Below are 16,179 nucleotides of genomic sequence, written 5' to 3'. Positions count from 1 at the left end.
CGTGACTGAAAACTGAGATTGAAAACTGAGATTGAAAACCGTGACTGAAAACTGAGACTGAAAACTAAAAAAGCGGGACTACAAACTAAATTGTATCCCGCTTTCTCTATTTAATCAACCACGATTTTTATTTTATCCAACGTGGATCTCCCACTTTTCTATCAATTAATGTTTGATTTTTAACTGTAAAATCGCCATTTACTGCATTCGTAAATTGAGGATCTAATACAGTTGCAGAAGCATCTGGTCTATTGTTACCTGTTGTTATCTGTAAATTAGGCGAATTGAAATTATTATTATTTGCAAATCCTGGAACAGCCGTTGCTGTAGAATTGGTGTAAACTGCAGATCCAACTGCTAATAATGTATTACGTACTGTTGATAAATTAGAAACAAAACGTATATACAGAATTCTACTTGCTGCCGGTAATGTAGGTGCATAGATTGTACATCCATCGATTAGCACATTACTAGTTAATCCTGTTCCTGTTAATCCTGCAGCAGCATCTAAACGGATGAAATCACGTGATGAACAAGTGTCAAATGTACTTTTTGTTAAAGAAACACTTGCCACATAAGTAGTTCTGAAGTCAATAAAATCAGCACCAGCATTAACGTTTACATTTTCAATAATACTATTATCCACAGAGAATGATTTCAATCTTGCTGAGGCATTTCCGTAGATTAATTGAGAAGGATAATCATGAACATAACATCCGCTTATTAAAACATCTCCTAAACCTGTAGTAGCTGCTGTACCAATTGTTATTGCTCCTCCAGTTGTACCAGTTCCATTTAAGTCTAAATCGATTAAAGAAAGGTTAACCACTTCACTTGAATTAGCCGGATTATTAGCCAAAGTGAAATTAACTTTTAGTTTTGGTTTGTTCTCTGGTCTTAAACCTCTTAACGTTATTGTTTTATTTATTGCAATTGTTCCCGTTTGAGCTGTATAATCTCCTGGCATGAAAACTAAAACAGATCCAGAAGGCGCATCAATAATTTTCTGAAGGAAATTATCTCCCTCTTTAACTAATATTCCTGTTCCAATATCTATTCCCGTAGTAAAAGTTGCATTACCCCTTTTCTTTGTTCCGTTTAATAAAATTGCAGTATAAGCAGTTTCTGGTGTTAAGCCTGTGATTGTAGCTACCCCAGCTGTTTTTTCAGCTGCTGTAATGGTGTGCGCAATATTTCCAGGCATAGCAGTAATTTGTGTTACAGCGCTATTTGGAGTCCATCTCAATGTAACTTGAGTTGCTTGAATATCTGCATCTTGAACAGGGAACATGATCTGCTCTGATAATGTTGTAGCTGTTATAACCGACCATTTAGAATCTGCTAAGCCAGAAGTAACTGCTTTTACTCTAATAGAATAAACCGTTTCTCCTTCTAATGCTACTTTTACAGGAAGTTCTGTAGGAGCAACATTTATCGTTTTATAAATTGTAGCGAAGCTCGGATCATCGGCACTAAATTCAACTACATAATGATCTGCATTTTCATCTGCTTTAACCGTCCAATCTAACTCAACCGTGGTTGAGTTTCTGATAGTAGCTTTAAGTCCGATGGGAGAAAATTCTCTTGTATTTCCTATACCGTCTAATAACGCTTCATTATAACTTTCACAGCTAGAAACTGCAACTGAAAGAAATAATACGGTTATTAATCCTTTAAATATATTTATTGTTTTCATCATAATAACTTATAATTTATTATTAGTTTTTTGAAAGATTTTAATAACCGTAATCATTTTTTAACTGACCATTACTTGCATCAAGAAATACTTGCCATATTGGCCAGAATTGTCTCTCATCAGGGTTCACTCCTGCTTTATACAATGATGCTATCTTAGCATCTGCAGCAGTTCCTGTCCATGTCCAAGCAGTAGAAGAATACAATGCTCCTGGATTTGTAGTTTCTCCACGATTAAGTCCATAGATATCTAAACTTACATTATCTGACTGATATTTATAGTACAAAGTAGCGGGCACATCTGCATATTGTCCTGTACGAGTAGATAGTTCTGCCATTTTTTGTTTTGCTTTATCTAAGTTTGCTTTAAGCAAGTTCCAACGGATAAGCGCTTGTTTACGTTCCATCTCTCCTGTAAACTCATATTTATTTTCTTCAACAAGAGCATTAAACATTGCTTCTTTGCTCGTTAAGCCATTTACATAAGTTTCAACTTTAGTCGGTTGATCTGCTGTAGAAAATGATCTTCTGCGAATTTCTTTCAAATAAGGCATTGCTGCACTTGGGCCTTCTAATTCGTTTGCTGTTTCAGCAGCAATTAAAAGTACCTCAGCATAACGCATGTACATTTTATTAACCCCGTCATCATTTGTAGAAGTTACATAACGTTTCATCCATTCGTAACGGTATTTACCAAAATACCATGTATCTAGAGTACCCAATTCTTGTTTTGCAATACCATTTACTGCCGCACCATATTTGTAAGGTACACAAGTAACATTTCTACGTGTATCTGCTTGATCATAGTCATAGAAAACAAATGGCAATGGTCCTGCTACACCTCCACGGTTAGCTCCATTAGCTTGAAATTGGTCAGCTGCTGCAGTGTGTTTTACTGCAAAAGTGAATAACATTCTACCACGCCCATCAGAGAAAGGAAGTTCCCAAAGAGATTCTCCTCCTGCAGCAGTATTTTCTTCATTATATTTTCTCCATAATCCTTCAAAAGTAGATTCTAAACGAGCAGAACCACTTTGAATTACCTCACGAGATTCTTTTAATGCCAATGCATACATGTTGGCAACTGAAAGTTCTGGATCGCTACTTCTTCTTACTCCATCAGGATATTGCTGATAACCACTTGCCGCCAAGGCCAAACGTGCTCTAAATGCTTTTACAAAAGCTTTATTTACATGTTCTACCGTACTTGTATAAGAAGTTTCGTTAGGCCATGCCACTAATGTTGATGCCTCACCTAAATCTGCAATTAATTGTTTGTAAATAACATCTCTACTCGCTTTAGGCAAATATAATGTCGCAGTAGTGATAGGCTCAAAACGAGCTGGAACATCACCCCAAGACTTAAGCAAATCGGCATAATAGATTGCTCTTAATGTTAAAGCTTCTCCTAGTAGTTGTCCCATTTCTGAGCCTGGTGTAGGATTCCCATATTGACGTAGACCTTTAATACAGATATTCGCACGCTCAATACCTGAATACATCATTGAATAAGCATTGTTGGTAGTATTCATCTCCGTATTAGTTGGCTTCGCATCATACACACACAAATCTGCTTTATCTCCTGCTGTTTGCGAAGTATTGTACCATTCTACATCTGTATTTAATCCATAATATGGTAAAAATCTTCCTCTATAAGAATTGGTTTCTGCAAATGGCACTTTTATTCCATCAATAGCTCCTTTTGCAAGTGCTACTTCAGAAAATATCAAAGATGGTTCTAATGTTGACTTTGCATCTGTTTCTAAATAGTCATCTTCAAATTGCTGGCAAGAACTAAATAAAGCCGCAATAATCAATCCCGCTATTATTATTTTATGTTTCATTTTGTGATCGTTTAAAATTAGAAATTAAGATTCATTCCAAAAATCATCTGTCTGCTTCTTGGATAAGGACTTGAATCTACCCCTGGTGTAAGTGGATTTTTTCTTTTTGTTGAAACTTCAGGGTCAGAACCACTAAAGTCAGTCCAAACAAAAACATTGCTAGCCGTTAAATAAAATCTCAATTTTGAAATTCCTAGTTTAGATGTAAACATTTCGGGTGTAGTATACCCTAATGTCAAAGTATTCAATCTTAAAAAAGATGCATCTTCAACTGCCCAATCAGTAAAAATAGCCGATCTCATATAAGGAGACCACATCGTTGTATTAGCATTAAGAGCTGCTAATGCTTCAGGATTATCTGTTACTAATTGTCCTGTTGCTGGATCTAAATTTGTCCATCTTTGACCATCAGCCATAGTAGAATTTAAGTTTTTATATCTTCCTGAAGCTGTAGCTGTAGAAAATTCAATTTTATCGGCATTGTATACCTCATTACCAATACTCCAGTTAAAAGCTGCCATTAAATCGAAACCATAAGCATTTCCATTAATTACAAAACCTCCTGTGCTTTTAGGATTAACATTACCAATAACGGTTTTATCGTTTACATCTACTTTACCATCTCCATTAATGTCTTTTAATTTCATATCTCCAGGCTTAAGACTGCTTCCGTCTCCTACTAGAGAAGTAGAAGTATTAACCACTCCGCTTTTCAAAACATATTTTCCTCCAACAAAATCAAAGTCTGAAACTTCATATCTACCATCATTTCTATAACCATACATACTACCTAAAGAAGAACCCACTGCCACTAAATAATCATCTCCAATTTGTGAAGAAGCCCATCCTGTTGCTTGTCCAAAATCACTCATAACCCCTAACGAGTTAATACGATTTTTGTTTATTCCCATATTGAATGAAAAATTCAATCCGTATTTTGCTTTTTCAATCGCAACAACATTTATAGTAGCTTCAAAACCTGTGTTTTGTGTTTCTCCCATGTTACGATATTGGAAATCATATCCAACTCCTGAAACTGGAAAATTGATTAATAAGTCACTTGTAACATTTTTATAAACATCAAAATTACCACTTAAGCGATTTTTGAAAAACGCGAAATCTAAACCAAAGTTCTGAGTCACTGTTGTTTCCCATTTCAAATCTGGGTTAGGCATTGTTTTAGAAGGTGCCCAAACACTAGTAACCCCGTTAATCCATGTAGTTGCTGTAGATTGGAAAATTTGTACTTGCTGTCCAACAGGAATATTATTGTTTCCTGCCTCACCATAACTTGCTCTTAATTTTAAAAGGCTTAACCAGCTTTTATTTTTCAAGAAATTCTCTTCAGAAAGTTTCCATCCTGCAGCAAATGCTGGAAAATATCCCCAACGGTTTTGCTCTTGGAATTTACTAGAACCATCTGCACGAAATGTCGCTGTGAAAATATAACGATTTTTGTAATCGTAATTTGCACGTCCGAAGAAAGATAATAATCTATCATCAGGGCTGTAATAATTATCTACTGATTGTGGAGTTCCTTGTGTTGTTAATGTTTTTGCTTTTTCAAAATCAAAAAAAGTAGGATATCCATGTATTGTCGATGTAAGCGTATTTGTTGTATAATTAATGCTTTCTTCTCCAACAAGAGCCGTCAAATGATGATCTTCTCCCATTATTTTTTTGAAATCATAATTTAACGTATTAGCATTTCTGAAACGTCTCTCTTTACTATCTGACATAATCATTGCAGGCATATTCTGTAAAGTCGCCAGCGGTGAATTAGCCACATAATAAGTAGTAAGACCATAAAAGCGATAATCCTGATTATTAAAATTATCTAGACCTAAATCTACTTTCAATTTTAAATTATCTACAATCTCCCATCCAAAACTTCCTAACATATTAAAGTTTTTACGAAACTGCTGACGATTATTATCCGAAATAGAAGTAAAAGGATTTATTAACATATCTGTCCCATCCCCATTAACATCTTCTGAAGTTAACCCCGCAACCGGAAGTGGCGCATAACCCACAATAGTACGCATACGTGAATCTGATGAAGATTTCTCATTTTGTTCATTTACACCACCACCATCAATTTCAGTATCTGAATAACGCACAGTAAAACCAACATCTATCTTATTACTTATTTTACTTTTTAAAGCTAATGCTAAGTTATTTCTTTTGTAGTTTGAACCAATCATAATCGCCTTTTCATCGTAATGAGCATAATTAAAATTATAATTAAGTTTATCCGTTCCGCCTCTAATTCCTAGATCACGGCTTTGAACTTCTCCTGTGCGCCCAAAAATTTGCTCTTGCCAATCATCACCTTTAAGACCTTGGTACAGATCGTGATCTTGCCAATTTCCAAAATACTTTGTATAGCTATCTGGATTAGAAGCTACTTTAGTTCCACTTTGCGAAAGCAAAGCATATTCATATTGCCATTTCGTATAATCCTCTGGAGATAAAACATCAATTTTATTCGCCATCTTTTTCATACCGTAAAACATATTAAAGTTTACGGCCATTTTTCCATCTTTTCCGCTTTTTGTTGTAATAAGAATTACCCCATTTGCACCACGTGATCCGTAGATTGCAGTTGAAGCTGCATCTTTTAAAACCGTCATTGTTTCAATATCAGATGAAGAAATATCATTCATATTATTGATTGGAAATCCATCCACAATAATTAAAGGCGAAGCGTCTTGAGTAAGTGAACCTCCTCCACGAACTCTAATTTTAATATCAGCATCTGGAGAACCCTCTGCGGCAGTTACCTGCACACCGGCAATTCTACCCGTTAAAGCTTCAGCAACATTGGCTACCGGCACTTTTTTCAAATCAGCACCTGAAATAGTAGAAACTGCACCAGTTAAATCAGATTTCTTAGCAGTTCCATATCCAATTACAACAACTTCATTTAAGTTGTTAGAATCTTCAGACATCGTTGCGTTAACCTTCGTTTTTCCCTCGGCAGAAATGTCAATGTTTTTGAATCCTATAAAAGAAAAACTTAATACTGCTTTCGGATTGGTTAGTTTTATTTTGTAATGCCCGTCAAAATCGGTAGAAGTTCCGTTCTTAGTTCCTTTTTCTAAGACGTTTACCCCAGGAAGAGAAAGTCCCGCAGCATCCTTCACGGTTCCCTCTATCGTTGTGCCCTGCGCGTGTACTTGACTACCGATCAATAAGCACAGTAAGAAAACAAGTTTAAAGCAAAAATTTGCTCCTTTGTTTAATAGTTCTTTAAAGTTCATGGTTGATTGTTTAAGTTATTAAAAGTTTTTTCTTTTTGGTTTAAGTGGTTTTTTGTGGTTACTTTCAATTCATTTTATAGTTAATATTTGTGGTTTTTATTTAACAGTAATTTATTTACTCCTCCCCCAAAGCTTTATTCCTGCTCTGTTTTCCATCCTATAACTTAATCGATTTCGAAGATTAAAAACAAAGTTGTAATCGATTACACAAACATAGATATTTTTTTTAAACGAAAAATAATATTTCCCAAAAATTTCATAAAAAAAATTAGATATTAAAAAATATATTGGTTTTTTCTATGACATATATAATTTATCTCGATATAAAATATTAAATATATTTTTATTATTCGCGCATTTGATTCGATTTTTATAAAAAAAACAATCGATTACATGAATAACTATTACGAAATTATTAGGTGTTAATTTTACACTTAAAAAGTTAAAATCAAGCTAAAAAAATTAGAGAGATTTTATTTATATTTTAAAATTTACAATGATTTTACCTATAAATGAAGTCGGCAAGTTGAAGGAAAAAGTAATTTTGACTATAAGTTTACTTCTTTAAAAGCACAAAAAAAGCCCTTAAACAAACGTTAAGGGCTTAAAAAGATAATATATTAAAGTTTATGCAGGCTGCATCTGAACTTGTTTTTGATGTAACCTCATCAATATGAATGTAATAATCATTCCGATTACCGACATCACAACTCCAATAAGGTTTGGAGACGAATAACTGAAACCCGCAGCCAAAGGTAATCCGCCAAGGAAAGCACCTAAAGCATTACCAATATTAAAACTCCCTTGAAGTGATGCCGAAGCAATCATTTCTGCTCCTTTTGCTGTACGAATCATAAGCATTTGAATTGGCGCAATAACCGAGAATGAAATAGCTCCGGTCAAAAAAGTAAGAAACAGCGATACATATTGATTGAATGAGAAAAAGTAAACTAGAATTAAATCTAAAGACATTACTAATAATAAAGCTAATGTCGTTGGCGCTGGCGAAAAACGATCTGCCAATTTACCTCCAACAAAATTCCCCACTACCATTCCTAGTCCTGCTAAAATCAAGATAGAAGAAACATCTTCTGGTGAAAATTTAGACACATTAATTAATAAAGGAGCAATATAACTGATCCAGGCAAAAAGCCCACCAAAACCAATTGCGGTAATTCCGATAATCAACCAAGCTTCTGTCTTCTTAAAGAACTGAAGTTGTGTTTTCATATTTACACTTTCTCCTTTTTCAAGATTTGGCATCCATAGATAAATGGCCAAGAAAGTCAATAATCCAACAATAGCAATTAATACGAAAGTATAACGCCAAATAAAATGATGACCTATATAAGTTCCAATTGGCACACCTATTAAGTTGGCAATAGTTAAACCAGCAAACATTATAGAGATTGCCTGCGCTTCTTTTCCTTTATCTGCCAAACGGCTTGCGACTACCGCTCCCACTCCAAAGAATGCTCCATGCGGCAATCCAGATAAAAATCTAGATGCAAATAAAATATTATAATCGGGAGCAATAATTGACAATGCGTTAAAAACGGCCAACATTAAAGCTAAAATTAAAAGCATTTTTTTAGGTGCATAATTTCTTCCTGCGATTACTAACAAAGGCGCTCCAATAACAACTCCAAGTGCATAAGATGAAATTAAATATCCGGCAACTGGGATTGAAACTTTCATATCTGAAGCAATATCTGGGAGCAATCCCATCATTACAAATTCTGTAATACCAATAGTTAACCCTCCTAAAGAGAGCGCAATAAGACTTTTTTTCATTTTGATTTATTGTAGAAAGGAATAGATTTCTACGAGGCAAAATTAACACCGTTAGCCTTAAAAAAAATTGTAAATTTGTGACATAAAATTGTATATTTAAGTTATGCCTAAATTAAATCAGTTTAAAACGCTTGTTCTTGATGAATTTGAAGAAGAGAAGTTTCATCTCCCTCCGCATACGCATACGTATTATGAAATCATCTATATAAAGAAAGGAAGCGGAATTCATCACCTCAATAACAATCTGCTTCCTTATAAAGCTGGAGATCTATTTGTTATTTCGCCAGACGACGAACATTATTTTGATATAAAGAAAAGTACAAGATTCATTTTTATCAAATTCACTGATAATTATTTCAACTCCAAACAGAATCTTACTTGCGATGAATTTTTAGTAAATACTCCCGAAAGCTTCATGCGTGATAAGATCCTAAAAGAAACGGTTTTGAAGTTTGACGAACCTTGCAAAACGATTTTAAAAAACACGGTTGAAAACATTGTAACCTACGGACATTATATAGATGTCACCTCATCTCCCATTGTTTTCTATCAGATTCTTTCTCTTTTTGGTTTAATTAAAGAAACAATTCGAGGCATGAATTTACAGATGAAATCGACTCATTTGGATAGCGAACAAATTGCGAATTACATTCATCAGAATATTTATCAGCCCAAACTGGTTCAGGTAAAAGTGATTGCAGATCATTTTAATATTGCTCAAACCTATTTTAGTGCTTATTTCAAAAGAACTTTCAGCATCAGTTATCGCGAATACATTCATAATTTAAGAACGACTTTAATCGAAAAAAGATTTCATAACAATCAATTGCCAATTAAACAGATTGCCTACGAATTTGGTTTTACAGATGAAAGTCATTTGACGAATTATTTCAAAAAGCGAAAAAACATGAAACCAACCGATTTTAAGAAACTGTAGTTATTGAAATCTTAAAAAGTAATTTCTGCACACATTTTTAACTAAATTTGTACTTCTAAAAACAATTTCTTTGAAAAAGAAAATCCATATAATGCTGCTTTTTATAACACTCAGTTTCTTTTTGAATCCGAGTTATACCTACGCATGCAATATGGTGCATCATAAAGAAATTGCTTCTAAAGAAGAAAACAGCTGTTCTAAAAAATGCTGCGAAAAGAAAACTTCAAAAAAGGAAAAACACAATTGTGACGGAAAATGTCGTCATTCTGGCTGCACAACTTCTGCATTGCAATTTGTTATTTTAACTTCAAATGATCTTGAGTTACAAAATGATGTTTTCAATTTTTCTTTAAAAAACACTATTTCGTCTTATAGTAATTCTACCATTTCTTCTGGATTTACTTCTATTTGGCTGAAGCCGAAAATATAATTATCGTATTTATGACAGCCCATATTGGGTCTTTTTTAAAACGAAATTTTTAGTTAATTTTAAAGGAAATAAAATCCTTTATACAAATATTACATACAATGAAAAAATCAATTATAGCTTTAACAGCATTACTTACCGTATTATTAAGTGCAAATAACATTCAGGCAAATACAACAAAATTAGAATCGGGAACAACAGAAATCGTTGATGCGAGCCAGCTTCAATCTGTTTACGATGCTTATTTTACTGTAAAAGATGCACTTATTAAAAGTGACAGCAAATTGACTTCGGCGAAAGCCAAAGACTTACTGACAGCGATTACTGCAGTAAAAATGGACAAACTAAAAAGCAACGAACATACCGTTTGGATGAAAGTGGTTAAAAAATTAACTGCCGATGCTAAAAGTATTTCAGCGACAACAGATCTTAAAAAACAGCGCGAGACTTTTAAATCTTTATCTAAAAGCACTTACGATCTTATAAAAGTTTCTAATCCTGAACAACCAATCTACAAACAATATTGCCCAATGGCAGATGCTGATTGGTTAAGCAAAGAAAAAGCAGTTAAGAATCCGTATTACGGTTCTTCGATGCTGACTTGCGGAAATGTGGTAGAAACGATTAAATAATATGAAGCTTTACATCAAAAATATGGTGTGCAGCCGATGCAAAATGGTAGTGAAGTCTGAGTTCGAAAAACTCGGACTTCCTACTATTTCTGTTGAATTGGGTGAGGTTGAACTGGAAAAAGAAATCAGCGACGAGCAAAAAGAAGTTCTATTAAAAAACCTTCAAGTTTTAGGTTTTGATTTAATTGACGATAAAAAAACAAAAACCGTCGAAAGAATAAAAAATCTGATTGTCGATTTAGTGCATCATAAAAACAACGAACTTAAAATTAACTTATCTGATTATTTGGCAGAAAACTTAAATCAGGATTATAATTCGTTAAGCAACTTATTTTCCGAAATTGAAAATACCACGATTGAAAAGTATTTCATCAGCCAGAAAATTGAAAAAGTAAAAGAATTATTGATTTATAATGAGCTTTCGTTAAGCGAAATTGCAGATATTCTCAACTACAGCAATGTGGCGCATTTAAGCAATCAATTCAAGAAAATTACGGGCTTTACTCCTACTTCATTCAAGCAATCAAAAGATAAAATGCGTATTCAGATTGAGAATATATAGTTTTTGATTTAACCGCAAAGGACGCAAAGAATTTACGCAAGGTTCGCAAAGATGTTTTAAGACAAAGCTTTGCGAACTTTGCGTTTTTATATAAAACCCTGCATAGCAAAAATCCTTGCGCTCTTTGCGTTTAAATAAAATTTAGTAAATCTTACAAATCATTCCCAAAATTATACAAACCGAACTCATAGATACTTCGGAAATTTGCATTGTAATACTTAAAAACCAATACAATGACTCATCAATATATAATTTCAGGAATGTCTTGCAACGGATGCCGAACCAAAGTAGAAAAAACTCTAAATGAAGTTGAAGGCGTTCAGGCGGAAGTAACATTGAATCCGCCAACGGCTACGATTACAATGGACAAACATGTTCCAACAGAAAAATTTCAAGAAGTTTTGTCTGCTGCAGGAAATTATACTATCGAAATGGATTCTCCTAAAAATCATGGGGAAGCTGCTAAATCTTGCTGTTCTGGCCATAAAAAAGACAATCACGATCATCATAAAACAGAAACTAAAAAAGTACATCAGCACAGTGCAAATGGCGTTTATTATTGTCCAATGCATTGCGAGGGAGACAAAACATACAATAAACCTGGAGACTGCCCAGTCTGCGGAATGGATTTAGTACCACAAGTTGCCATAACAGCAACACAATTTACTTGTCCAATGCATCCCGAAATCATTTCAAGTGAACCTGGCGATTGTCCGATCTGCGGAATGGATTTAGTTCCGATGCAAGCTTCAGAAAGTGAAGAAAACAAAACCTATTCTGATTTATTGAAGAAGATGAAAATTGCGATTTTGTTTACGCTTCCTATTTTCATCATCTCAATGTCAGAAATGATTCCGAATAATCCACTCTATAATATAATGTCTATCGAAAAGTGGAATTGGGTTCAGCTTTTATTTTCGATTCCTGTTTTATTTTACGCAGGATGGATGTTTTTCGTTCGCGCCTACAAATCTATTGTGACTTGGAATTTAAACATGTTTACTTTAATTGGAATCGGAACCAGTATTGCGTTCCTATTTAGTATTGTCGGAATGTTTTTCCCAGATATTTTTCCATCGGAATTCAAATCACATCACGGAACCATTCATTTGTATTTTGAAGCTGCAACTGTAATTATCACTTTAGTTTTATTGGGACAATTATTAGAAGCCAAAGCACACGGACAAACAAATGGTGCTATTAAAGAATTATTAAAATTAGCTCCAACAGAAGCAACTTTGGTTGAAAACGGAGTAGATAAAGTGATTTCTATTCACAATATCAAAAAAGGCGATTTACTTCGTGTTAAACCAGGAGAAAAAATTCCAGTTGACGGTAAAATAACAACTGGAGAAAGCAGTATCGACGAATCTATGATTACTGGAGAACCAATCCCGGTTGATAAAAAAACAGGCGATGCAGTAATTTCTGGAACTATAAACGGAACAAAATCATTTGTGATGATTGCTGAAAAAGTAGGATCAGAAACCATGTTATCGCAAATTATTCAAATGGTAAATGATGCCAGCAGATCTCGCGCTCCAATTCAGAAATTAGCCGATCGCGTTTCTAAATATTTTGTGCCGACAGTTGTGATCATTTCGATTTTAACATTCTTTCTTTGGGCAAAATTTGGTCCAGAACCCGCTTACGTTTACGGATTAATTAATGCGATTGCCGTTTTAATTATTGCTTGCCCTTGCGCACTCGGATTAGCAACGCCAATGTCTGTAATGGTTGGAGTGGGAAAAGGCGCTCAAAACGGAATCCTGATTAAAAATGCCGAAGCATTAGAAAACATGAATAAAATTGATGTTTTGATAACCGATAAAACAGGAACAATTACCGAAGGAAAACCATCTGTAGAAAAAATATATTCAATTAATAATGAGGAAGATTTTCTGCTTCAAAACATTGCCTCTTTAAATCAGCATAGCGAACATCCTTTGGCGCAAGCTGTAGTCAATTTCGCGAAAGCAAAAAACACTAAATTTAAAGAAGTTCAAGGTTTTGAAACCATAGCTGGAAAAGGTGTTTTAGGAAACATTGAAAGCAAAAAAGTTGCTCTAGGAAATAAAAAATTAATGGAAGAAATAGGCGCTTCTGTTTCTGATGATTTAGAACAAAAAGTTATTGCCGAACAAAATTTAGGAAAAACTATTTCATATATCGCAATTGACACTATTGTTTTAGGCTATGTTGCCATTACTGATGCTATCAAAGAAAACAGTGCAAAAGCCATTAAAGAATTAATCGCTCAAGGTGTTGAGGTTATCATGATGACGGGCGATAATCATAATACCGCAAAAGCTGTTGCTGAACATTTGCATCTGAGTTCCTTTAAAGCAGATTGTCTTCCAGAAGATAAACTAAAAGAAATCGAACGTCTTCAAGCACAAGGAAAAATTGTAGCCATGGCGGGAGATGGAATTAATGATGCGCCAGCTTTAGCGCAATCGAATATCGGAATTGCAATGGGAACAGGAACTGATGTTGCGATAGAAAGTGCTAAAATTACTTTGGTAAAAGGCGATTTAAACGGAATCGTAAAAGCTAAAAACCTCAGCCATGCCGTAATGTCAAATATTAAACAGAATTTATTTTTTGCTTTTATCTACAATACTTTGGGCGTGCCAATTGCAGCGGGGATTTTATATCCGTTTTTAGGGATCTTACTTTCGCCGATGTTGGCTGCTGTTGCCATGAGTTTGAGTTCAGTCTCAGTAATTGTAAACGCTTTACGATTGAGAAATCTAAAATTATAATTTATGATTAATATCAAATATATCCTAATACTTTCTTTAATCGCTTTTCAGCTAAGGGCTCAAAAAGTAGTGCGTTATGATTTGCATGTTCGTGATACCATTGTCAATTTTTCGGGTAAAGAAAAACGAGCGATTGCAGTAAATGGACAAATTCCGATGCCGACTCTAACTTTTACCGAAGGGGATATTGCAGAAATTTACGTACATAACGAATTAAAAAAGGAAACAACTTCGATGCATTGGCACGGATTGTTTTTACCTAATAAAGAAGATGGCGTTCCGTATTTAACTCAAATGCCGATTGAACCTAGAACTACTCATAAATATACCTTTCCGATTATTCAGAACGGAACGTATTGGTATCACAGTCATTCTGGTTTACAGGAACAAATTGGTTTATACGGCCTTTTTATCATCAATAAGAAAAAAGACGATTCTACTATTCGAAAAGGAATTGACGATTTGCCAACAATTCCAGTTATTTTAAGCGAATGGTCAGATCTAAAGCCAGAGAATATTCAACGTATGCTGCATAATGCCAATGATTGGTTTGCTATAAAAAAAGGAACAACTCAAAGTTATGCCGAAGCCATAAAACAAGGACATTTTTCAACCAAAGTGACCAACGAATGGAAACGAATGAATGCTATGGATGTCAGTGACGTGTATTATGAAAAATTTCTCATCAATGGAAAAAACGAACAGCAGTTTTCAGACCTTAAACCTGGCTCAAAAGTCCGCTTACGAATTGCCAACGGAGGTGCTTCCAGTTATTTCTGGCTGACTTATGGCGGAGGGAAAATTACGGTGGTGGCCAGCGACGGAAATGATGTTGATCCTGTAGAAGTGGATCGTTTGATTATTGCCGTTTCTGAAACGTATGACGTTGTCGTAACGATTCCCGAAGACCATAAATCTTTTGCTTTTTTGGCTACAGCCGAAGACAGAACGGGATCAGCATCTTTATTTTTAGGAAATGGAGAAAAACAGCCTGTTCATCATCTTTCAAAACTAAAATATTTTGAAGGCATGAAAATGATGAACGATATGATGAAAATGAACGGCGACATGAACGACATGGGCATGAATATGTCTTTGAACAAAATGGACATGAATGCCGTAATGTATCCTGAAATTTCGGGTGAAGATGAGAATGCAAAACCTGCTATGGATCATTCAAATCATAATATGGAAGGCATGAAAATGGAAAGTGACAGCACTGAAACTTCAGAAATTGTGACTTTAAATTACGGAATGCTCAAATCTCCTTTTAAAACCAATCTTCCGAAAGATGCACCTGTAAAAGAATTACGTTTTACGCTTTCTGGAAATATGAATCGTTATGTTTGGAGTTTGGACAATAAAGTGGTTTCTGAAACCGATAAAATTTTAATTAAAAAAGGAGAAAACGTTCGTATTGTTTTATACAACGGTTCGATGATGCGCCACCCAATGCACTTACACGGACATGATTTTAGAATTTTAAATGAACACGGAGATTATTCTCCACTGAAAAATGTGATTGATATTATGCCTATGGAAACCGATAAGATCGAATTTCAGGCAAATGCTGATGGCGACTGGTTTTTTCACTGTCATATTTTATATCACATGATGGCTGGAATGGGGAGAATTTTCAGTTACGAAAATTCAGCGCCAAATCCGTTGATTCATCATCCAGAAATGGCTTTCAAAATGCTGAAAATGGATGACCGTATGTTTCATTTTATGGCTGAAAATGATTTTGCAACCAACGGAAATGATGGTGAAGCCATGTTCAGCAACACACGTTGGAGCATCGGAACGGAATGGAGATTGGGTTACAACGACAAACATGGCTACGAAACGGAAACACATATTGGACGTTACATCGGAAAAAATCAATGGTTAATGCCTTTCATTGGTTTTGACTGGCGCTATCGAAAAATGGGAATGGACGAACAGGAACAAAATCTTTTCGGGCAGAAAAATACCAAAGACAATCGTTCGGTTTTTAGTGCCGGTGTCGAATATACTTTACCAATGCTCATAAAAGCACAAGTTGAAGTTTATACGGATGGAAATGTTCGTTTACAATTTGAACGAAAAGATATTCCGCTTTCGCAAAGACTTCGAATGAATTTAATGTGGAATACCGATAAAGAATATATGGCGGGATTGAAATATATTGTTGCCCGAAACTTCGGAATCACAACACATTATGACAGCGATATGGGAATTGGATTTGGGGTAAATTTGAATTATTAATTTAATTTTTCAC

10 protein-coding genes are annotated in these 16,179 nt (G+C 34.7%); 6 read left to right on the top strand and 4 right to left on the bottom strand.

Annotated elements, in window-relative coordinates; all coding sequences use genetic code 11:
• Positions 1–127: 127 nt before the first annotated feature.
• From BSF41_RS10550 to BSF41_RS10535, 4 genes are all read right to left on the bottom strand, one after another.
• Entirely contained in the window at positions 128–1,699 is a 1,572-nt protein-coding gene (locus BSF41_RS10550) for a DUF4957 domain-containing protein (protein WP_095929458.1), read from the bottom strand.
• A 37-nt stretch (positions 1,700–1,736) separates the two neighbouring features.
• Positions 1,737–3,539: a RagB/SusD family nutrient uptake outer membrane protein gene (locus BSF41_RS10545; protein ID WP_095929457.1), complete on the bottom strand. Its 1,803-nt coding sequence runs from the start codon at positions 3,537–3,539 to the stop codon at positions 1,737–1,739.
• Positions 3,540–3,556: 17 nt separating this feature from the next.
• Positions 3,557–6,802, bottom strand: a complete 3,246-nt coding sequence (locus BSF41_RS10540) for a TonB-dependent receptor (protein ID WP_095929456.1) — start codon at positions 6,800–6,802, stop codon at positions 3,557–3,559.
• A 627-nt stretch (positions 6,803–7,429) separates the two neighbouring features.
• A complete protein-coding gene (locus tag BSF41_RS10535) occupies positions 7,430–8,596 on the bottom strand; it encodes an MFS transporter (RefSeq protein WP_095929455.1) in 1,167 nt (388 codons plus the stop codon).
• Between the two features lie 103 nt (positions 8,597–8,699).
• Here BSF41_RS10535 and BSF41_RS10530 point away from each other — a divergent pair, with 103 nt between their 5' ends.
• From BSF41_RS10530 to BSF41_RS10505, 6 genes are all read left to right on the top strand, one after another.
• Positions 8,700–9,533, top strand: coding sequence for an AraC family transcriptional regulator (locus tag BSF41_RS10530; RefSeq protein ID WP_095929454.1), 834 nt, complete (start codon positions 8,700–8,702; stop codon positions 9,531–9,533).
• Between the two features lie 70 nt (positions 9,534–9,603).
• Positions 9,604–9,963, top strand: coding sequence for a hypothetical protein (locus BSF41_RS10525; protein WP_253251800.1), 360 nt, complete (start codon positions 9,604–9,606; stop codon positions 9,961–9,963).
• Positions 9,964–10,061: 98 nt separating this feature from the next.
• Positions 10,062–10,592 (top strand): DUF3347 domain-containing protein, encoded by a 531-nt coding sequence (locus BSF41_RS10520; RefSeq protein ID WP_095929453.1) that lies wholly within the window; start codon positions 10,062–10,064, stop codon positions 10,590–10,592.
• Between the two features lies 1 nt (position 10,593).
• A complete protein-coding gene (locus BSF41_RS10515; protein ID WP_095929452.1) occupies positions 10,594–11,154 on the top strand; it encodes an AraC family transcriptional regulator in 561 nt (186 codons plus the stop codon).
• A 233-nt stretch (positions 11,155–11,387) separates the two neighbouring features.
• Entirely contained in the window at positions 11,388–13,919 is a 2,532-nt protein-coding gene (locus BSF41_RS10510) for a heavy metal translocating P-type ATPase (protein ID WP_095929451.1), read from the top strand.
• A gap of 3 nt (positions 13,920–13,922) precedes the next feature.
• A complete protein-coding gene (locus BSF41_RS10505; RefSeq protein ID WP_095929450.1) occupies positions 13,923–16,166 on the top strand; it encodes a multicopper oxidase family protein in 2,244 nt (747 codons plus the stop codon).
• Positions 16,167–16,179: the final 13 nt, after the last annotated feature.

Source organism: Flavobacterium sp. ACN2 (assembly GCF_002303885.1).
In the GTDB taxonomy this organism is placed as follows: Bacteria; Bacteroidota; Bacteroidia; order Flavobacteriales; family Flavobacteriaceae; genus Flavobacterium.
Note: the sequence above shows the minus strand (reverse complement) of the source record. Positions and strands in the feature narration are given on the sequence as shown.